The sequence below is a fragment of the Listeria cossartiae subsp. cayugensis genome (genome assembly GCF_014229095.1).
In the GTDB taxonomy this organism is placed as follows: Bacteria; Bacillota; Bacilli; order Lactobacillales; family Listeriaceae; genus Listeria; species Listeria cayugensis.
In genome coordinates this window covers 54,593-74,664 of record NZ_JAARZC010000002.1, presented here as the reverse complement: position 1 = coordinate 74,664, position 20,072 = coordinate 54,593, and the positions used below count along the sequence as shown (strand labels likewise).

Here is a 20,072-nt window from a genome sequence, read left to right as displayed (position 1 = left end):
AGGTAAAGGAAACATGGAAAATCGAATATCAGGAACGACTAGGCTGCTTGGCTTAATTGGTTCACCCATAGATCATTCAAAATCTCCAATCATGTATAATTACAGTTTTCAAAAAGCCGGTTTGGATTATGCCTATCTTGCTTTTGATACCCCTATCGAAAAAGTTGCTGATGCGATCAGTGCAATCAAAACATTCAACCTTCGTGGTTCTAACGTAACCATGCCTTGTAAAAGTGAAGTTTTAAAATACATGGATGACCTTTCCCCTGCTGCTCGGATGATTGGCGCTGTTAACACTATCGTAAATGAAAACGGGAAACTAACCGGGCATATCACAGACGGCCTTGGTTTTGTTGCAAATTTACGAGATGCTCATGTCGATGTTGCCGGTAAAAAAATGACTATAATCGGCGCTGGTGGCGCGGCTACAGCAATCCAAGTCCAGTGCGCACTTGATGGGGCCAAGGAAATCACCATTTTTAATATTAAAGATGCTTTTTATGAAAAAGCTAAACAAACGATTACTTCGATTAAACAAGAAGTACCACATTGCATCGTACATATTTATGATCTGAACGATACAGAAAAATTACATGCGGAAATTGCAACCAGTGACATCCTTGTCAACGCAACACTCGTTGGTATGCATCCAAATGAACAAGAAACACCAATTAACGATCCCTCTGTTTTTCAAAAAGAACTCATCGTAACAGATATTGTTTATAACCCGAAAAAAACCAAACTATTACTAGATGCAGAAGCGGCTGGTTGCAAAATAGTTGGCGGGTTAGGAATGCTTTTGTGGCAAGGCGCTGAAGCATACAAACTGTTTACTGGAAAAGATATGCCAGTTTCAGAAATAAAGGATCTATATTTTAACTAAATAAATTCATCAGGATTTCGAGAGGAGAAAAAAATGAACGCAAAAAGATTTTATCCAACAGCAATAGCACTTTATTTTACTTATTTTATTCACGGTATTGGGGTATCCATTCTTGGCCAATACAAACAAGATTTCGCTGGAGTATGGGGAGCAGATACGCTTTCTGACGGCACATTTGATGTAAGTATGGTTATCGCGGTTATCGCGGCACTTGGCTTAGGTCGCTTACTAACACTACCTATTTCTGGACCTTTTTCAGATAAATTTGGTCGTAAACCTTCCGCATTAATCGGGGTTGGTTTATATGCTATTTATTTCATCGGTCTTGCATTTGCACCGAATATGTATATCGCATACGCTTTCGCTTTTGTCGGAGGAGCAGCGAACTCATTCTTAGACACAGCCGTAACACCATCTGTTCTAGAAATTTTCACGAAAAATGGCGCAATTGCCAATATGTTTACTAAATTCTCTATCTCTATCGGACAATTCGTCTTACCTTTCGCAATTGGTATGGTTGCGGCGGCAAATATGTCATTCCGTACACTATTCATTATTACAATGGCTTTAATCGTTATCGATGGTTTAATTATCGCGTTTATGCCATTCCCTCCAATGAACAACAATGTTGGCGGCGAAAAAGCAAAACCAGCAAAAATGAAATTCAACGCAACAAGTTGGGCAATTATCGGTATTGGTTTTACCTGTACATCTACTTTCCAACTATGGCTAAACTGTAACCAAGAACTCGGAAAATTATACGGTATGGCTGATCCAAGTAAAATTCAATCATTCTACTCACTAGGAACCATGTGCGCGATTTTAATTACCGCTGTTCTCGTGAAGAAATTTATTTTACCAGTACGAATTTTGATTCTTTATCCAGCAATCGCAACATTAATGCTACTAATTATTTACATCGTTCAAACGCCAACTATTTGTTTGATTGGTGGATTTGTTATCGGATACGCCGCTGCTGGTGGGGTTCTTCAACTAGCTGTATCGACTGCCAATGAATTTTTCCCAACGAACAAAGGGAAAATCACTTCGATTGTCATGATTTCTTCTAGTCTAGCAAACTACATCGTTTTAAACGTAGCGAGCTATATTACGAAAGCTGGTGGTATCGAAGGTCCGAAATATGTGTTATTATTCAATGTAGCGATAACTGTTATTGGTATCCTACTAGCAATCTTCGTCAACATGCGTTATAAAAGCGAATCTAAAATCGCAACTAAATAATTAATTATTCAACTGAGCATTCACCTGCTCAGTTGAACTTACCTATCATTTGTGAAGTAAAGCACAAACTTATGTATTTTATCTATATGTACACCTAAAAAAAGAGGACATTTTTAATAAAAATCCCTCATACTTACATAAAGGAGAGCAGACTATGAAAAATAAATATTTATCTACATCACTAGGTCTTTATATGAACTACTTTGTTCATGGTATGGCGTTAATCATCATCGCACAAAATATTGATTTTTTATCTCAAAAATGGCATACAGATTTAGCTGGTGCTGCCGGCGTTGTATCTTCCTTTGGGATTGGTAAATTATTAGCTGTATTTATTTCGGGGAAACTATCCGATAAATTTGGTCGAAAGTTGTCTGTTATTCTCGGAGTGTTTTTCTACATTGTCTTTTTAGGCGGTATTTTGTTAAGTCCAAACACGATTATTGCTTATGCGTTTGGGATTTCCGCTGGGATTGCTAACTCCTTCTTAGACACAGGAACTTATCCCGCACTTATGGAAGCATATCCAAAAAAAGCTGCTTCTGCCAACATTATCGTGAAAGCCTTCGTGCAAACTGGACAATTCCTTTTACCGTTCATGATTGCTTTCATTTTGGCCAACAACTTGTGGTATGGCTGGAGCTTTATTGTTTTAATCGTCATCTTACTTATCAACTTGCTCTATACGTTAACGCGTACATTCCCGCCAATGACTGTTGGGAAACCGCTAGACTTTGAAGCAGAACTTGCCGAAGAGAAAAAGCAGAAGTTTCATTTTAGTATTGATGAAATTTGTTTGATTTTATTTGGTTTTGTCGCTCAAACATTGCTTTATATTATGAGTCAATGGATTGCTAAATACGGCTCTGAAGTCATCCATATGACCGATGATGCTTCCCGATTACTTGTCAGCTATGCGAGTGTCGGAGCGATTATCTGCGTGTGCGTAACATTTGTTTTAGGGAATCGTGGCGTACGAACGTTGTATATTTTAATTACTTACATCACTATGACGATGCTCATTTCCTTCACATTATTTGCTTTCCCAAGCGAAATCGTATGTATTGTTGGAGCTTTCTTACTTGGTTATTTCTCTGCTGGAGGAATCATTCAACTAGGGCTTACGTTACTTGCAGAAGTTTCGGCTCGTGGAAAAGGCTTTGTTACGAGTCTTTACACCATTGCAGAAGGGATTGCCGTATTTATTATCCCACTAATTGCCGCAGCTATTTCCCGAGTTGATATCGCCGCTATTTTCTTACTAAACGCCGGCATTGCACTGTTCGGATTAGCGCTCTTACTGGTTGTGTTTACAAGAAAGAAAAAATTTGCTCGTGACCATATATAAAAAAAGGTCGAGAATTGGATAATCCAGTTCTCGACCTTTTTTAATGTTTCCTTAACGTTTTCCATTTGTACATAAGTATCCAAAAAGCAACGACTGCTACGATTAAAATTAGTATCATTTTAATTACTAAGCCAACAACTTGCCCAGTCGTAATTAATTTGGCATATTCAAAACTGGCGTAATGACCACTTAAACAAATAGTGATATAAAGGGAGCCAATGATTAGTATCGGTAGACGGAATTTGTTATTCATTAAAAATCTACCGTTGTTTTCTAAAGAGGCGGTTTTCATTGCGTACCAGCTAATGATTAACATTACTACTGATAAAGCAATTAAAATGATAAATTCCCCTAACGCCATTCCCCCTCTTAAAATTGGGGTTGGAAGTGCATTAAACAACATTACTGCCCCACCATCCACATCAGCAATTGTCTTCCCAGAAAAATAGGCTTTAAATCCTACAATCAAATTAGTTAACGCTCCTGGGAACATATAGAGAAAACTCACAACTGAGCCAATAGCGATAATACCAGCTGTAATGATTTCTCCAACTAAATTCCCAACTGCCATTGCTAATATATAAGAAAATAAAAACAACAGTGAAAAAGAAACAATATACATAAACGCATCTGGCACACTTGGTAAATATATTTCCGGTATTTGCTGATAAATATACATAAACCTGCCAAGCATAATCAACGGCCCTATCAAGAAAATCAAAAGGAGCGGAATAAGCATTTTATGCCAAAATAGTTGCCGCCTTGAATACGGTAAACCAAACGTAAAATAATCCATCTGCTTATTTTTCTCAAAAACCGTTAATTTTAATCCCAAGAATAAAAATATATAGAAGAAAAGTGCTAAATTCCCTTCAAAATCATAAGGAGTTAAGCTTAAATCATTTTTTATTTCATTCCCTGTCATTTTTTGATCAGTGGAATTTAGTTTTTGGAATTCTTCCGACTGATAATATTTGTAGTTTTCGTTAAATAAACTAACTGTATTTGTTGCCGTTGTCGCTTCAGAGCCAATAAAAGCGATGATGATAAATATAAACACCCAAGCATTCTGACGCCATTCTTTCCAGAGAAGTCCTGTACTCATGCTTTATCGCCTCCTTGTTCTTCTAGATGATAGATAAACAGGTCTTCCAGCGTAACAGCGAGTTCATCCATGAAAATCGGTTTTTCTTTTTTAATTGCCGCATATAATTCCGTATTCATATCTCGGAATAAAATGGTATATACACGGCCATACTTGTTAATTATTTTTCCGTTTTCAAGTAAAATAGGTGGTATTTTCTTATTTTCAAAAGCGATTTGGATCTTAACAGCTTGTTCTCGAAGCGATTCCAGATGATACGATTCTTCAATATGATTATCTTGCAAAATATGAATATAATCAGCAATCGGATCTAAATCATCTAAACGGTGCGAAGAAATAATAATTCCTAGTTTTCGTTTTTCCACTTCTCCTAACAATATGCCCATAATTTTCTTTTGAGCAATGATATCTAGGCCTTCCATTGGTTCGTCGAGTAAAATATAATCGGATCCTACCGAAAGTGCCAAAACAAGGCCAAATAGCCCCTTCATTCCTTTAGAATAATTTTGAAATTTTACATCTGTGGCTAGGTTGACTTGCTTCATCAAATCATCAAACTTAGCTCCATCAAATAATGGATATGTCTTTTGATAGAATTTTTTGATCGTTGGAATTTTATATCCATCCCAACAACTTAAATTATCTTGAAGCATAAACAGTCTTTGCTTTAGTTGAGGATTTTTGCTTAAAGGCTCATCTAGGTATACATCCCCCTCATCTGGAATATAAAAACCCATTATCGTCCGAAAAAGAGTTGTTTTTCCTACGCCGTTCCGTCCAACTATACCAACAATTTCTCCTGGTTTTACTTCAAATGTTATTTTATCCAATAAGAGTTTTCCATCAATTTTTTTACTAAGCGCATCAACCTTCAACCACGTCACCTCCAATGATGTCTTGACTATATTCATCTGATAATCTATGTATTTCCTCTACATTAATTCCAAGGTAAACTAAATCGAGTATTGTTTCTTTTAATTTTACTTTTGTCTCTGCTAACTTTTTTGGCGAATTAACTTTATCTGTTTGATTCGCTATAAAGGTTCCTTTTCCTTTGACCGTGACGATGACTTCTTGCCGTTCTAATTCTTGGTAAGCTTTACTCACAGTGTTTGGATTCACTCCTATTCTACTAGCAAATTCCCGTATCGACAGTATCTTTTCGCCTTCTTTTAATATCCCTTTGACAACTTGTTCTTTAATTTTTTGGACGATCTGTTCATAAATCGGTAGTTGACTTTTTGTGTTAATCTTAAACATCTCTCCCCCTGCTTTCATGAACTCTACTATAGAGAACTAATTGTACTAGTTACTATAGTACAGTAGATAAAAAAATAAATCAATTCTCATATTAAAAAGAGAATTGATTTAAGCTTTATTTTTCTAGTGTTAGTAATGCTTCTTTCATCGCTATTCCGCCGCTATAACCAGTTAATTTGCCATTTTTGCCAATAACTCTGTGGCAAGGTATGACTAAAAGTAGTGGGTTTTTGCCAATTGCTGTTCCTACTGCGCGAACAGCTTTAGGGCGATTGATTTGCTCGGCGATTTCTGTGTAGGTTCGTGTTTCCCCGTATGGAATGGTTTGTAAGGCATTAAACACCTCAAGTTGTAAAGGAGTCGCTGCCAAATCAATTGGTACAGTAAATTGCGTACGTTCGCCGTTCAAATAAGCTCGGATTTCTTCTTTATATAGTGTCATCTTTTCTGGGGCAAACGTGGCTGATTGGATTTGTTCTTCTTGTGTTCCAATATAAACTAGCCCTAGATCTGTCGCGGCGAAATAAAGCTCTTTTTCTGAAAAATGGATCGTATCATAGTATAAAGTCGCCATTCTCTTCACCTCTTTCTAACGTTAATTATACGCTTAATTAGGTGGATTTCCTATGCAGTTTCACTATAAAAGCAAGATTAGAAAAGTTTCCCTCGCAATTTGGCTTGATAACGTTTATGATTAATAAGAAGTTGAGGTGATAACATTGTCGGATTATTACTTAACCCAAAAAAGATGGCAAGCAATTGCAACAAATGACAAGTCTGCTGATGGCTCTTTTTTCTACGGAGTTACGTCAACGAAGATTTTTTGCTATCCTTCTTGTAAATCACGATTGCCAAAGAAAGAAAATATTGTCATTTTTCATAGTGCGGAGGAAGCTTTTTCGGATGGATATCGCGCTTGCAAACGATGCAAATCTGGTGGTAATGCGTTACCTGATACCGAGTGGGTTACTAATATCGAAAGTTATATTAAGGAAAATTTTGCTCGTCCACTTACTTTACAAACAATTGCAGACGATTGCCACGGGAGTCCATATCATTTACATCGAACGTTTAAGCGGATTAAGACGATTACACCTATTGCGTATCTTGAGAATGTTCGGATTGACTTTGTAAAACAGCAGCTTCTTCATTCCGATCAGTCCATTGAAACTATCGGGAAACTGTCCGGCTTTCCAAATCCCTCCCATTTTTCAACGACTTTTAAAAGACATACTGGTTTGTCGCCAAAGCAATTTCGAGACAAATAAGAATAAAAAAATTAAATTAGAACGGATGATACGATTATGACACATGTAACATTGCCCATTTTAGAAGATTGGGAAGGCCTTTCATTAACAACTATTTTGCAAGAAAAATTTCATCTAGGAAAAAAAGCGCGCCATGAAATTCGCATGTCGCAAGATGTTTTGCTTAATAATAAGCCACTTGAAGATTGGAATACACCACTTTTCGTTGGTGCAAGTCTTTCTTTACCAAACATTTTGCACGAAAAAATTCCGGTTTACGCGTATGACTTAGAAATTATTTATGAAGATGATTTTTTACTTGTCGTGAATAAACCTGTTGGTATGAAAACGCACCCGAATGATAGTTACGAAGGAGATACATGCGCGAATGCAGTGCAATATTATTTAGAAAAAACAGGCCAAGAAGCGAATGCCTTAGCTGTTCATCGTCTCGATCAAACAACATCTGGACTAGTGCTTTTTGCTAAAAATAAATTAGCAATCGCCGGCCTATCGTGGCAAATGGAAAACAGAGCGATTCACCGGACTTATCTTGCAGCTGTTGACGGCACTTGGGGGCTTGTGATGCAGACGATTAATAAACCCATTGGTGAAGATCGCCACCACGGCTCCAGACGCCAAATCAGCCCATACGGTCAACCCGCTGTAACCCATGTAAAAGTATTAGAAAATGATAACGAAAAAAACACTTCGCTTGTAGAGTGTCAAATCGAAACTGGTCGGACACACCAAATCCGCGTTCATTTAAGCGGTATCGGTCATCCAATCATTGGCGATACGCTTTACGGCGGTTCTCCTCGTGCTAATCGCATCATGCTACATGCCGAGAAATTACATTTAAACCATCCTTTCAAAGGCAAAGAAATGAATTTTTCTGCGCCAGCTGGGGATGATTGGGTATTTTAAAAAGCCACAACATTACGCTGTGACTTCTGTACAAATTTCTACTTTCATGCCATCCGGATCTTCAAAAAATACGGCATAATGATTTTTACCACCAGCAAAAGGATATCGGTCTTCATATAGAAGCCGGATTCCTTTTGCTTTTAATTTAGCCCGAAACTCATCAATTCGTTCTTTGGTATCACCATGAAAAGCTAAATGATTAAGGCCAACTCGTTTACGATGATAACCTTCTGCAAGAAACGGTTCCTCGGTCTGTACAAAGACTAAATACGTCTTCCCGAACTTATAACTAAAACCTTCAGTCCACGTCTGATATAACTCATAAGAAAGCTCTTCTAACAATTCTGACCAAAATACACGACTTTTTTCTAAATCGGCTACATAGATTTCCACGTGATGTAACATTTTACGCCTCCCCGATATGTTTAAGCGCTTCTCTACGGCTTAACGGTGCAAGTGGCTGGCTATTTACAAACTGACGAACAGCCTCACTATCCACTTTCGCATATTGTCTAAGCGCCCAACCAATTGCTTTTTGAATAAAGAATTCTTTGGAATCAAGCCATTTTTCGCAGTTGGAAAATAACAATTCCACATCGGTTTGCTCTTTATATTTTAACTGAAATAAAATCGCTGTTCGCGCAAGCCAAATATTATCTCCGTTGATCCACGCTTCATTATAAGCAGGAACCAGTTCTGGATATAGTTTGAAATGATTGCTTACAACCGTTCCCGCCAAGCCATCTACCGTATCCCACCAAGATTTCGTTACAATTAATTTTTCGTAGACTTCTATCGCTTCACTTGGCTGCTTTTTACCATAACGGCTCAATAAATCAATCGCCACATATTGAAATTCGCGCTCCTCTTCCGCAAATAAGGTAGCGGCAAATCCAAGCAAATCCACCGGCGTCCCATTTTCTTTCAAAAATGTCACTACTAATTTTTTCCGTTCGCCGGCTCTAATCCCAAGAAAAGTAAATTGATTTTTCATGTAAGCTTCCATCGGGCTCGCATCTTGAGGTGAACCGTTAGCGCGAAATAACGTTTGAATATCTATCATTCTGTTCTCCCGCCTGTTAAATAAGCACGTTCTCGTTCAATGCTACTTAAAAAGTACTCTAAATCATCCGGATCCGGCCCCACACGCTTCCCGGTTTCCAAGCGATCAATTTTCTCCATATCACTAGCATCCAATTGAAAATACGACAAGCGTGAGTTTTCTTCAATTCGACTAGAAGTAATCGACTTCGGAAAAATAATCGTATTGCGGTTCAAATGCCATTGTAAAATTACTTGATCCACAGAAGCTTGATGTTTTTTCGCGATTTCTGTAATCACCGGATTTTGCATTAAAATCCCCTTCGCAAGTGGCGACCAAGCCGCATGCGCGATATTTTGTTCCGCTAAATATTTCCGAAGATCATTTTGCGGTAAAAGTGGATGCGTTTCCACTTGATTTAACACAGGTTTTTCATTGGCAGCAACTAATAAATCACTTAAATGATGTTGCTTGAAATTGGCAACCCCAATCGATTTAATCAATTTTTCATCATGCAACCGTTCCATCGCCCGCCAAGAATCACGGTATTTCCCCGCAACTGGCCAGTGAATCAAATATAAATCCAAATAATCCAGTTTCAAATTTCCGAGCGTCCGTTCAAACGCAAATAACGTCTCATCGTAGCCAAGATCGCCGTTCCACACTTTCGAGCTAATAAATAATTCTTCGCGCGAAACCGCACTATCCGCAACCGCTTGCCCAACAATTGCCTCATTATTATAAACTGCCGCCGTATCAAATAACCGATAACCAACTTCAATGGCCTTCTCCACAGCACCAGCGATAAATTCCTGTTCTGTTACTTGAAACACACCAAGTCCAATATAAGGAATTGTCTCATTCCCCGGCAGCATCATTCTGTCTTGTAAAGTTTTTGTCAAAACGAAACCCTCCTCACGAAAACTGTTTTGTGAACTTTTTCTCTTAAATGAATTATACACTATTTTCGCAAATTTATATTTTAAAACCAGTATACCGAAATGCGCCTTACTCTCCTAATAAAAAGCCACAAAAAATCTACTTTTTTTATTCATTTAGTGAAATACCTAAAAACAGCCATTGGAAACGCTGTCAGAACGTTTATTTGCAAAGTCGTCAAAAAAAAGTTTCCTATTTATTCCCATCCTATGTTAGTATTAATTTGTGGTAAAGATCTATCAAGTTTTTTATTAATTTTTGTTAACTTATCGTTAAGAAAAAAGCTCCCTTTTCAAAGTAAAAGCGAGCTGATTATTAATGACCAAAAATGATCGGGGGAATTAAGAAAATGGCTTTTAAAAATAAAAAAGACCGTTTTGCTTCGTTGTTGCATGACATTGCAGTAAATTTACATGAAGGTGCAAATTTCTTTGCAACTTACAACATTAATTCGGTGGAGGATCTACATACTTTCTCGAATAAAATCAAAGAATATGAAACAGCTGGGGACTCCATGGTTCACAAAATGATTATGGAATTAAACGACGCTTTCATTACACCTATCGAACGCGAGGATATGTTAGAACTTACTAACCGCCTTGATGACGTGATGGATGCACTTGATGAAACAGCTTTCTCACTAGAAATCTGCCAAATCACTCATTATGATGAATACATGACTAAATTTATCCAAGCTATTCAAGCAAGCACTGTTGAAATTGAAAAAGCAGTTGATCTTGTTTTTGATAAAAAACTAAAAGATGTTCGTAAACTTGCGATTCAAATTAAAGATTACGAATCTCAATGTGATGATGTTTACCGCGAATCACTAATCCAACTTTTCCAAAACGAAAAAGATCCAATTAAACTTATTCGTCTAAGAGAAGTTTATGAAAAATTAGAAGACATTGCTGATAGTTGTCAAAGCGTTGCTAATACGCTTGAATCAATTGTCATGAAAAATGCGTAAGGGGCCTAGATAGATGGAAGGAATGTTTCTCATCACCCTCGTCATCGTACTTGCCGCGCTAGCATTTGACCTAATCAACGGGTTTCATGATACAGCTAACGCCATTGCGACTAGTGTCTCTACAAAAGCCTTAAAACCACGACATGCGATTATTCTCGCTGCTGTAATGAACTTTGTGGGTGCTATTTCATTCACAGGGGTTGCTAAAACAATTACAAAAGACATTGTTAACCCATTCGCTTTAGATCACGGGGAACTTGTTATTTTAGCAGCATTACTTTCAGCTATTGCATGGAACTTAATCACTTGGTATTTCGGAATTCCTAGTAGTTCCTCTCATGCCTTGATTGGCTCCATCGCAGGTGCAGCAATTGCATCAGCTGGATTTGCATCAATTGAATACAGCGGATTTACTAAAATCATTGTTGGTTTATTAGTATCTCCTGTACTTGCTTTCGTAGTCGGTTACACGATATATTCACTTTTCAAGATATTCTTGAAGAACTTAAACTTAGCCACGACCAATCGGCGCTTCCGGATGATTCAAGTCGGAACTGCTGCGCTACAATCATACACACACGGAACAAACGATGCACAAAAATCAATGGGTATCATCACAATGGCATTAATTGCTAGTGGTTTCCAAACAACTGATGATGTGCAATTATGGGTTCAAGTATCCTGTGCGATTGCAATGGCAATTGGTACAAGTATTGGTGGTTGGAAAATCATCAAAACTGTCGGCGGTAAAATCATGAAAATCAAACCAGTTAATGGTGTAGCGGCTGATTTAAGCTCCGTTATCATTATTTTCGGTGCTACTTTCATTCATTTACCAGTTAGTACAACACATGTAATCAGCTCTTCTATCCTTGGTGTTGGAACAGCTCACCGTGTGAAAGGTGTCAAATGGGATACTGCACAACGCATGATTATCACATGGGTTATCACACTTCCTATTTCTGCAACGATTGCAGCACTTATCTTCTATGTACTAAGATTCATTCTTTAATACACTTTAGAACCTTGCTTATGCGAGGTTCTTTTTATACATTTTTTTGAATAAAACTAATAATTATACGAAAAAATAAGATTATTTTAAAAAGATATTGCATATTTACTCATTTTGATGTATTATAATAAACATCGATAATAACGATTCATTTATTATAAATTACTCAAATACTAAAGGGAGTTGTACTTATGCAGAAGCATTTATTACAAAAGTTCGCCGCAATTTTACTTGTTTTTATAGTTGTATTTTCTGGCTTCACTACTGTGTTCGCCGCTGATACCAAGGATCAAACCTTAACTAACATTCAAGAAAAAGGTGTTTTGACAGTCGGACTTTCCGCTGACTATCCACCGTATGAATTTCATCAAACAATCGATGGTAAAGATAAAGTCGTTGGTTTTGATGTAAGCATTGCCGAAAAAATTGCCAAAGATTTAGATGTGAAGTTAGATATTAAAGAAATGAACTTCGACAGTTTACTTGGCTCACTAAAAACCGGCAAAATTGATATGATTATTTCCGGGATGTCACCAACACCCGAACGTCAAAAAGAAGTAGATTTTTCTGATCCATATATGTTCGTTCAACAACGAGTTGTGATTAGAAAAACAGATAAAGATAAATTTACAAGTGTGAATGATTTTAGTGGCGTGAAAGTTGGTGCCCAAAAGCAAACGACACAAGAAGAATTAGCTCAAAACGAGCTAGTTGGTTCTGAAGTAGTTTCCCTTCAAAAAGTGCCCGACCTCATTCTTAACCTTAAAAGCAACAAAGTCGATGCCGTTGTTTTAGAAGGCCCCGTCGCCGAAGCATATATTAGCCAAGATAAAACACTCGCTATGGCCGATATCAAATTTGCTAACGGTAGTAAAGAAACAGCCATCGCAATGCCAAAAGGCTCCACTGAATTGCAAGCAAAAGTTAACGCCTCCATTAAAGACATCCAAGACACAGGCTTACTGAAAAAATACCAAAAAGAAGCCAATAAACTAATGTTCCAAGACGGTAGCTTCTATGAAAAATATGGCAACTACTTTATCACCGGTACATTAATAACGATTGCCCTTGCCGCTATCGGCGTATTATGTGGCGCTATTCTCGGCTCATTACTAGCACTCATGAAACTAGCAAAAACAAGATGGTTACGCTGGCCAGCAGCATGTTATATTGAATTTGTTCGTGGTACGCCACTTCTTATTCAAATTTTCATCGTCTTTTTCGGAACGCAAATCATCGGAATGGACGTATCAGCCTTCGTTTCTGGTTGTATCGCCCTATCCTTAAACAGCGCCGCTTATGTTGCTGAAATTATCCGTGCAGGTATTTCCGCTGTCAACAAAGGACAAATGGAAGCAGCTCGTTCTCTTGGTATGACACAAGGAGCAAGCATGCGTTACATCATCTTGCCACAAGCTGTGAAAAATATTCTTCCTGCACTTGGGAATGAATTCGTCACTGTTATTAAAGAATCTTCCATCGTATCCGTGATCGGTGTAACAGAACTAATGTTTATGACTGGCGTAGTTCAAGGCGCAAGCTTCAAGCCATTTATCCCGCTAATCATTACATCGTTAATTTACTTTGTACTAACATTTAGCCTGTCGAGACTACTAGGTGTTGCTGAAAGGAGAATGAGAACAAGTGATTGATATTAAAAACTTACACAAACATTTCGGTAAATTAGAAGTCTTAAAAGGTATTGACCTTGAAATCGCATCTGGAGAAGTGGTCGTAGTTATCGGCCCTTCTGGAAGCGGAAAAAGTACTTTCTTACGTTGCCTAAACTTATTAGAACAACCAACGTCCGGCACAATTCTTTTCGAAAATAAAGACCTGATGGCCAAACAAACCAACGTCAACGAACTACGTCAAAAAATGGGCATGGTTTTCCAAAACTTCAACTTATTCCCACATAAAAACGTACTCGAAAACCTGATGCTCGCTCCAACAAAAGTAAAAAATGAAGATAGTTCAGTTGCCAAAAAGCATGCACTCTCCTTACTTGAAAAAGTTGGACTAGCTAATAAAGCAACTAGCTACCCTTCGCAACTTTCTGGCGGACAGCAACAACGGGTAGCCATTGCCCGGGCGCTCGCAATGAATCCAGACGTCATGCTATTCGATGAACCAACTTCCGCACTTGACCCTGAAATGGTCGGTGAGGTTTTAAGCGTTATGAAGTCACTAGCAAAAGAAGGCATGACCATGGTTGTCGTAACGCACGAAATGGGCTTCGCAAGAGAAGTTGCCGACCGCGTTGTCTTCATGGACGAAGGCGTGATTCAAGAGCAAGGCACACCAGAAGAAGTATTCGGAAATCCACAAAACGATCGTACAAAAGACTTTTTAGGAAAAGTTTTAGCATAAACTTAGATTACGTCTCGCCTATTATCGGTGAGGCGTTTATCTGCACTTATAGAAAAAAGGAGCTAATTAAACATGATGAATAACTCAAAAATCGCTAAAAGACACCAACAAATGCCCGTTAACATTCTCGCTGATATTGGTACACTCGCGAAAACAATGCCTGATATTCTCGATTTATCCATTGGTGATCCTGATTTAATTACGGATGAATCAATTATAAATGCCGCATTTGAAGATGTGAAAGCTGGTCATACGAAATATACCGAATCAGGTGGAGACGTGGAACTTATCGACGCCATCCGTGGTTATTTCAGCCGCAATTACGACCTTTCTTTTGAACGTAGCCAAATCCGTGCCACAGTCGGCGCGCTTCATGGCATGTATTTAACTTTACAAACCATTCTTGATGACGGCGATGAAGTCATTATTCACGAGCCTTACTTCTCCCCTTACAAAGATCAAGTGTTAAACTCTGGTGGTACGCCAGTTATCATCCCTACTTACGAAAAAGATGACTTCGCGATTAATGTCGATATTTTAGAAGCTGCCATCACTAATAAAACGAAAGCTTTAATTTTAAATTCACCTAACAACCCAACTGGCGCTGTTTTTTCACCAGAAACATTTGAAAAAATCGCTAATTTAGCGAAAAAATACGATTTCTTTATTTTATCTGATGAAGTCTATGATGGTTTTAGTTTTTATGAAGAGTTCGTACCTATGGCCAAATTCGCGCCAGACCACACCATTACGTTTGGTAGTATGTCTAAAAATTTCGCGATGACAGGTTGGCGTCTAGGTTATATGATTGCTCCAACTTATTTAAACGAAGCTGCGAAGATTATTAACGAAGGAATTACGTACTCTGCCCCGTCGCCGTCCCAACGAGCTGCTATTTACGCGTTAAATCATTCTGAAACACTCATTCCTTTAGTAACAGAAACCTTCCAAAAACGCCTAGAATACATCGCAAAACGGGTGGAAGAAATCCCATATCTTTCTTTACACCCACTCAAAGGTTCTATTTATGCCTTTATCAACATTTCTAAAACAAACATGGATTCCGTTTCATTTACAGAATATGTGTTAAAAGAAACGCAAGTCCTTGTAATTCCTGGGCTAGCTTTCGGTGAGTCTGGTGATAATTATGTTCGCCTAGCCGCAACCCAAGACATCAGCGTACTCGAAGAAGCATTTAACCGCCTAGCCAAATTAACCTTCTAATTAAAAGAGCAAACTCGCTTCATTAGCAAGTTTGCTCTTTTTTATTTTAGCCCTGTTGTTATTTTTTTAATCCCAGTAGTTGAAGATTATTTGACCTACCGTTTCGGGCTTCCAGTAAGCAAGTTGTTCCAATTCAGCACTATTTAAGTCTGCTTTCTTTACCATACTTTGATTAAAAGAACTGTTTAGCTCTACTGCACCGATAATTTGGTAGAAAGGAGCAAATTGTTCATAAAGAAAAGGATTTTCGATGAAGTTGATGTCACCAAGTTCAATGGCTGATGCAAAAGTAAGGTAAGGATAATGTGCGTTCAGCAAGATATATAAACTATTACCTGAAACTTCAACTTGAGCATAATAAAAATTTGCTGGGGATTGGGGTGTATTAAACCCTAAAACTTTTCCACCATTACAAGATACAATGTCGAAGCATAATTGCTTGAACTGTTTCTCTTCTATATTTGGAGGTTTATTAGCTTCTGAATTATAAAAACCAGTTACCCCATTAGGAAGTTTCATCCTGTGTTCACCACCTGTTACACACTAATTTTAGATAAACGCAAACGATTATTCGTTCCTATTATCACAACATTTTGGAAAGATATCAAATATCAACATTATTCTTTAACAAAGCCTTTATTTTAATTTAATTTCTGCAAACGAAGAAACAACTGTCGCTTCTTTTGGAAATGTAATATTTTTTGTTGCTTCATTTGGTACGATATACACTTTCAATCCCGCTTGCATTGCTGACAGCGCGCCATTTTTTGAGTCTTCTATCGCAATTGCTTCTTCCGGTTTCACACCAAGAGCTTCCACCGCTTGCAAATAAAGTGCCGGATGGGGCTTGATTTCATCCACATGATCCGCAGTTTGAATCGTCTCAAAGTCCGCTAGAATCCCAAGTCGTTCAAGTGTAGGTTTAATCCAAGCATAACCCGAACTTGTAGCAAGGCCAATTTTATAATCATTCGCTTTTACTTGTTCAAAAAATTCTTTAAAGCCATCACGAAAGCCAAGTGATTGTTGGCCAAGATGACAAGCATCCGCCACAGTAGTTAAAAAAGCTTCCTTATCAAAAGCCCCGTTCGTTGCTTCCATCATATAGCGAATAATTGGTTCTTCACTTGTACCGATAATTTGCTGATAAATTTCATCTGGTAAATCAATATCGTACGTGTCTTTCAAGTATTTCATTGTCTCCGTATACCATAAATTCTCCGTATCAAGCATGGTGCCATCAAAATCAAAAACAACTGCCTTCACATGCATCCTCCTAGTATAAGTGATACTTTCATTGTAACATAGATAAACTATTTAAGAAATCTTCGAAAAAGGGTTGCTTTTTTAGCAAAAAACGAATAATATTGAAGTTGTGGTTTTTAATGTTCGTCATTTACCATTGAGTAAGATTTTAAAAAAGGAGTGAAACACACGCATGTTTCAATTAAAAGCAAACGGTACAGATGTTAAAACGGAAGTCATCTCTGGTTTTACTACATTCCTAACGATGGTATATATCGTAGTAGTTAACCCAGCTATCCTCTCCGCAGCAGGTGTTCCATTCAATACAGTCTTCATGGCAACAATCATTTCAGCAGTAATCGGTACATTATGGATGGCGATTTTCGCTAACTATCCAATCGCGATTGCGCCAGGACTTGGTATGAACGCTTACTTCGTCACAGTAGTTACAACACAAAAACTAGATTATTCGGTCGCATTCGCTGCGGTCTTTGTAGCAGGTATTATTTTCTTATTACTATCATTAACACCGCTTCGTGAAAAAATCATCGAAGCCATTCCACATAATTTAAAAGCTGGGATTACAGCCGGTATTGGTTTATTTATCGCTTTCCTAGGTTTCCGCATGACAGGCATTATCGTTTCAAACGACTCAAACTTAGTCGGTTTAGGTGATTTACATTCCAAAGAAGCTATTTTAGCTATTGTCGGTCTTTTAATTACTTTAATCCTACTTGCTTTAAACGTAAAAGGAGCTTTATTCATCGGAATGATTGCAACTGGTATTATCGCGTTTATCACTGGTGAACTTAAATTTACAGAAGGTATTGTTAAACTTCCACCAATGCCAGAATTTGTTTTTACTAATCCACTTAATGCTTTTGGGGATGTAATGAGTTACGGGCTATACGCCGTCGTCTTGTCCTTCCTACTCATAACGATTTTTGATACAACTGGAACAATGATCGGTGTTGCGAAAAAAGCCGGCTTAATGAAAGGCGAATCATTACCAAATGCCAAACAAGCATTAATGGCTGACGCAGTTGCAACAAGTGTTGGTTCGATGTTTGGTACAACACCTACAAGTGCTTACATCGAGTCATCCGCTGGGGTTGCAACAGGTGGACGTACTGGTCTGACAACACTTACAGTAGCAATTTTATTCATGATTTCCGCATTCTTCGCTCCACTTGTTGGTGCTGTATCCGGAATTTCTGCTATCACTGCACCTGCTCTTATCATTGTTGGTAGCATGATGATTGGCGCTGTTAAAGAAATTGACTGGGATACGCTAGATGAAGCATTCCCTGCTTTCTTAGTTATTCTAGCTATGCCACTTACTTCAAGCATTGCAATCGGCCTAGCGTTCGGTTTCATTTCTTATCCAGTACTAAAAGTATTCACTGGCAAATGGCGCGAACTTAACTGGTTCCTAATTGTGATTGCCGCACTATTCTTCATTCTCGTAGCATTTTTACCACATTAATAACGAACTAGCGTCTGCCGAACTCGGTAGGCGCTTTTTTATTGGACAAAAACCCTGTCTTTTGCTATAAAGAAGAGAGAAACTAATTAGAAATGAGTTGAACTTGTTGTGTTTTTAAAATCACTGCTCGCCGGTGTCGTACTTGCTGTTGCTGTTTTTCTAGCAAGCTTTTTGATACCTGATTACACTGTATCCACATTATATTCCATCGTTACAACTATTATTGTTTTTGCATCCATTATTCTATCCGCATTCGTTTCCTTTGGCGGGCGAAGTGGAAATCCTAGCCGAAAAAGCCAATTACGCTGGAGTATCCTGCTTTTAGTAGCAGCAATCCCTAGTTTCATCGGCTTTATCGTTACTTTTTACTTCTAAACTAAAAAGAAGCATCCCCCACTCGAGGAATGCTTCTTTTTTAATCTTCTAAAGCGGAAATGAACGCTGGTAAATATTCTGGTAGGTCTGGTGGGCGACGACTTGAAATAATGTGTCCGTCTGTTACAACCGGCTCATTATGCCAAATAGCACCCGCATTTGTCATATCATCTTTAATTCCTGGCGTACTTGTTACATTCACACCTTCTAAAATCCCGGCAGAAACAAGCACCCAACCTGCATGGCAAATTTGTCCGATTGGCTTTTTCGCTTTATCGAAAGCACGAACCAAATTCAGTACACTATCAAAACGGCGTAACTTATCTGGGGACCAGCCACCTGGGACTAAAATTCCATCATAATCTTCTGCGCGAACAGAATCAAAATCATAATCAGAAGTAACAGGAACTCCGTACTTACCGTGATAAACTTTCTTCGCTTCCTCCGCCACTAAATGTACCGAAGCACCAGCCTCGCGTAATCTAAGCACTGGATACCAAAGCTCTAAATCCTCAAAGTCTTCACTGACAAGCGCAATAACTTTTTTACCTTTTAAAGTCATATAAATCTCCTCCTATCCTCTCCTACAGTATAACAATAACTAGTTTGTTATTAAATTATTCCGCCTATAAAAGAAGACAAAAAAAGACGCTCGAAATAAACATTTCCAGCGTTGCCATCATGTTCGGGCGCCTATGCATAACGGGATGAGGCATAGACATGAACTACACGGCCAATGAGATGAATGAAAACAAATAATGATTTTGGTGTCTAAACAGATGTCTGACTAGTTGCCATTCTATTGGAAGATGGATACACCAAAAGTCATTATAACCATGATAGGGTCTTATCCCCATGAAAATCACATTAGTAAAAATGAAACTTTCATCGAGGTAAAACTCTATCCTATAACTTATTTTACTATTGTTCTTGAAAAAAGCAAGTAAATAAATATAGATTTTTTGTGACGAAGCCAAGAAAAGCTATAAAAACCTTACTATTATCACTGTTTTCTGTATAGAAACAACTATATTATGCACAAAAAGAAACCTTTGCGGGTCTCTTTTAGCTGAAAATTTCTACAATCATCCAAGAAACAATAGCGACTAATGGAATTAAGACCCATACATTATGACCGAGTAAACTAGAACGAGCAGCTGGTTTATCTTCAAGCAGTTGAATTCTAGCACGTAAATCATGCACTTCAAGCTCTAGGTCTTGTACTTTATCTTCTAGTTCATATAAACGTTCTTCCATTTGAATCCCTCCACACCTTTTCTATTGTCTATTATACGCCACACGAAATGAAACGCATCATTCCATAGGCTGATTTATTGCTAATTTATTGTCATATCGTTCAGGCATTTGCTACAATAAAAGAAAACAATCAACTGTTG

Annotated in this window: 22 protein-coding genes and 2 pseudogenes; 12 read left to right on the top strand and 12 right to left on the bottom strand. The window is 38.0% G+C overall.

Annotated features, from left to right (window positions below; all coding sequences use genetic code 11):
- The first annotated feature begins 13 nt into the window (after nucleotides 1-13).
- The 3 genes from aroE (at nucleotide 14) to HCB49_RS07450 (ending at nucleotide 3,473) form a co-directional block, all read left to right on the top strand.
- Nucleotides 14-883, top strand: coding sequence for a shikimate dehydrogenase (gene aroE / locus HCB49_RS07460; RefSeq protein WP_185604567.1), 870 nt, complete (start codon nucleotides 14-16; stop codon nucleotides 881-883).
- A gap of 33 nt (nucleotides 884-916) precedes the next feature.
- Nucleotides 917-2,125 (top strand): MFS transporter, encoded by a 1,209-nt coding sequence (locus HCB49_RS07455; protein ID WP_185392483.1) that lies wholly within the window; start codon nucleotides 917-919, stop codon nucleotides 2,123-2,125.
- Between the two features lie 154 nt (nucleotides 2,126-2,279).
- Nucleotides 2,280-3,473, top strand: coding sequence for an MFS transporter (locus HCB49_RS07450; RefSeq protein ID WP_185604566.1), 1,194 nt, complete (start codon nucleotides 2,280-2,282; stop codon nucleotides 3,471-3,473).
- A 40-nt stretch (nucleotides 3,474-3,513) separates the two neighbouring features.
- On the opposite strand, the gene HCB49_RS07445 is transcribed toward HCB49_RS07450, so the two are convergent.
- The 4 genes from HCB49_RS07445 to HCB49_RS07430 form a co-directional block, all read right to left on the bottom strand.
- Nucleotides 3,514-4,578: a hypothetical protein gene (locus HCB49_RS07445; protein ID WP_185604565.1), complete on the bottom strand. Its 1,065-nt coding sequence runs from the start codon at nucleotides 4,576-4,578 to the stop codon at nucleotides 3,514-3,516.
- Nucleotides 4,575-5,453: an ATP-binding cassette domain-containing protein gene (locus HCB49_RS07440; protein ID WP_185604564.1), complete on the bottom strand. Its 879-nt coding sequence runs from the start codon at nucleotides 5,451-5,453 to the stop codon at nucleotides 4,575-4,577. The genes HCB49_RS07445 and HCB49_RS07440 overlap by 4 nt, the downstream gene beginning before the upstream one ends.
- Nucleotides 5,443-5,838 carry a GntR family transcriptional regulator gene (locus tag HCB49_RS07435; RefSeq protein WP_185481246.1) on the bottom strand — a complete coding sequence of 132 codons (396 nt, stop codon included), beginning with the start codon at nucleotides 5,836-5,838 and terminating at the stop codon, nucleotides 5,443-5,445. The genes HCB49_RS07440 and HCB49_RS07435 overlap by 11 nt, the downstream gene beginning before the upstream one ends.
- Before the next feature lie 115 nt (nucleotides 5,839-5,953).
- On the bottom strand, nucleotides 5,954-6,412 hold the full coding sequence (locus HCB49_RS07430) for a methylated-DNA--[protein]-cysteine S-methyltransferase (protein WP_185604563.1): 459 nt from the start codon (nucleotides 6,410-6,412) through the stop codon (nucleotides 5,954-5,956).
- A gap of 145 nt (nucleotides 6,413-6,557) precedes the next feature.
- On the opposite strand from HCB49_RS07430, the pseudogene HCB49_RS07425 reads away from it, so the two are divergent.
- Together HCB49_RS07425 and HCB49_RS07420 are read left to right on the top strand one after the other, a co-directional pair.
- A pseudogene (locus HCB49_RS07425) lies at nucleotides 6,558-7,126 on the top strand (bifunctional transcriptional activator/DNA repair enzyme AdaA).
- Nucleotides 7,127-7,142: 16 nt separating this feature from the next.
- The gene (locus tag HCB49_RS07420) at nucleotides 7,143-8,012 is read left to right on the top strand and encodes an RluA family pseudouridine synthase (protein ID WP_185604562.1); all 870 of its coding nucleotides are present in this window, start codon (nucleotides 7,143-7,145) and stop codon (nucleotides 8,010-8,012) included.
- Between the two features lie 12 nt (nucleotides 8,013-8,024).
- Here HCB49_RS07420 and HCB49_RS07415 read toward each other — a convergent pair whose 3' ends face one another.
- The 3 genes from HCB49_RS07415 to HCB49_RS07405 are packed head-to-tail and all read right to left on the bottom strand — an operon-like array spanning nucleotide 8,025 to nucleotide 9,956.
- A complete protein-coding gene (locus tag HCB49_RS07415; RefSeq protein ID WP_185604561.1) occupies nucleotides 8,025-8,417 on the bottom strand; it encodes a VOC family protein in 393 nt (130 codons plus the stop codon).
- A 1-nt stretch (nucleotide 8,418) separates the two neighbouring features.
- On the bottom strand, nucleotides 8,419-9,075 hold the full coding sequence (locus HCB49_RS07410) for a DNA alkylation repair protein (RefSeq protein WP_185604560.1): 657 nt from the start codon (nucleotides 9,073-9,075) through the stop codon (nucleotides 8,419-8,421).
- Entirely contained in the window at nucleotides 9,072-9,956 is an 885-nt protein-coding gene (locus tag HCB49_RS07405) for an aldo/keto reductase (RefSeq protein ID WP_185481251.1), read from the bottom strand. The genes HCB49_RS07410 and HCB49_RS07405 overlap by 4 nt, the downstream gene beginning before the upstream one ends.
- Before the next feature lie 386 nt (nucleotides 9,957-10,342).
- Here HCB49_RS07405 and HCB49_RS07400 point away from each other — a divergent pair, with 386 nt between their 5' ends.
- The 5 genes from HCB49_RS07400 (at nucleotide 10,343) to HCB49_RS07380 (ending at nucleotide 15,569) form a co-directional block, all read left to right on the top strand.
- Nucleotides 10,343-10,963, top strand: a complete 621-nt coding sequence (locus HCB49_RS07400) for a DUF47 domain-containing protein (RefSeq protein WP_003723380.1) — start codon at nucleotides 10,343-10,345, stop codon at nucleotides 10,961-10,963.
- A 13-nt stretch (nucleotides 10,964-10,976) separates the two neighbouring features.
- Entirely contained in the window at nucleotides 10,977-11,975 is a 999-nt protein-coding gene (locus tag HCB49_RS07395) for an inorganic phosphate transporter (RefSeq protein WP_185481252.1), read from the top strand.
- Nucleotides 11,976-12,166: 191 nt separating this feature from the next.
- A complete protein-coding gene (locus tag HCB49_RS07390) occupies nucleotides 12,167-13,627 on the top strand; it encodes an ABC transporter substrate-binding protein/permease (protein ID WP_185604559.1) in 1,461 nt (486 codons plus the stop codon).
- Entirely contained in the window at nucleotides 13,620-14,345 is a 726-nt protein-coding gene (locus HCB49_RS07385; protein WP_185604558.1) for an amino acid ABC transporter ATP-binding protein, read from the top strand. The genes HCB49_RS07390 and HCB49_RS07385 overlap by 8 nt, the downstream gene beginning before the upstream one ends.
- A gap of 75 nt (nucleotides 14,346-14,420) precedes the next feature.
- On the top strand, nucleotides 14,421-15,569 hold the full coding sequence (locus HCB49_RS07380; protein WP_185481339.1) for a pyridoxal phosphate-dependent aminotransferase: 1,149 nt from the start codon (nucleotides 14,421-14,423) through the stop codon (nucleotides 15,567-15,569).
- A 66-nt stretch (nucleotides 15,570-15,635) separates the two neighbouring features.
- Here HCB49_RS07380 and HCB49_RS07375 read toward each other — a convergent pair whose 3' ends face one another.
- Together HCB49_RS07375 and HCB49_RS07370 are read right to left on the bottom strand one after the other, a co-directional pair.
- Nucleotides 15,636-16,088, bottom strand: a complete 453-nt coding sequence (locus tag HCB49_RS07375; protein WP_185604557.1) for a hypothetical protein — start codon at nucleotides 16,086-16,088, stop codon at nucleotides 15,636-15,638.
- 117 nt (nucleotides 16,089-16,205) lie between these two features.
- Nucleotides 16,206-16,835 (bottom strand): HAD family hydrolase, encoded by a 630-nt coding sequence (locus HCB49_RS07370; protein WP_185481256.1) that lies wholly within the window; start codon nucleotides 16,833-16,835, stop codon nucleotides 16,206-16,208.
- A gap of 172 nt (nucleotides 16,836-17,007) precedes the next feature.
- Here HCB49_RS07370 and HCB49_RS07365 point away from each other — a divergent pair, with 172 nt between their 5' ends.
- Nucleotides 17,008-18,300 carry an NCS2 family permease gene (locus tag HCB49_RS07365; RefSeq protein ID WP_185392468.1) on the top strand — a complete coding sequence of 431 codons (1,293 nt, stop codon included), beginning with the start codon at nucleotides 17,008-17,010 and terminating at the stop codon, nucleotides 18,298-18,300.
- A 108-nt stretch (nucleotides 18,301-18,408) separates the two neighbouring features.
- Nucleotides 18,409-18,675 (top strand): hypothetical protein, encoded by a 267-nt coding sequence (locus HCB49_RS07360; protein ID WP_185392467.1) that lies wholly within the window; start codon nucleotides 18,409-18,411, stop codon nucleotides 18,673-18,675.
- A gap of 40 nt (nucleotides 18,676-18,715) precedes the next feature.
- On the opposite strand, the gene HCB49_RS07355 is transcribed toward HCB49_RS07360, so the two are convergent.
- The 3 genes and pseudogenes from HCB49_RS07355 to HCB49_RS07345 all read right to left on the bottom strand — a co-directional run bounded on the left by HCB49_RS07355 (nucleotide 18,716) and on the right by HCB49_RS07345 (nucleotide 19,932).
- Nucleotides 18,716-19,237, bottom strand: a complete 522-nt coding sequence (locus tag HCB49_RS07355) for a type 1 glutamine amidotransferase domain-containing protein (protein WP_003723656.1) — start codon at nucleotides 19,235-19,237, stop codon at nucleotides 18,716-18,718.
- Between the two features lie 163 nt (nucleotides 19,238-19,400).
- Nucleotides 19,401-19,715: pseudogene (locus HCB49_RS07350) on the bottom strand (hypothetical protein).
- A gap of 25 nt (nucleotides 19,716-19,740) precedes the next feature.
- On the bottom strand, nucleotides 19,741-19,932 hold the full coding sequence (locus tag HCB49_RS07345; RefSeq protein WP_185392465.1) for a hypothetical protein: 192 nt from the start codon (nucleotides 19,930-19,932) through the stop codon (nucleotides 19,741-19,743).
- Between the last annotated feature and the right edge of the window lie 140 nt (nucleotides 19,933-20,072).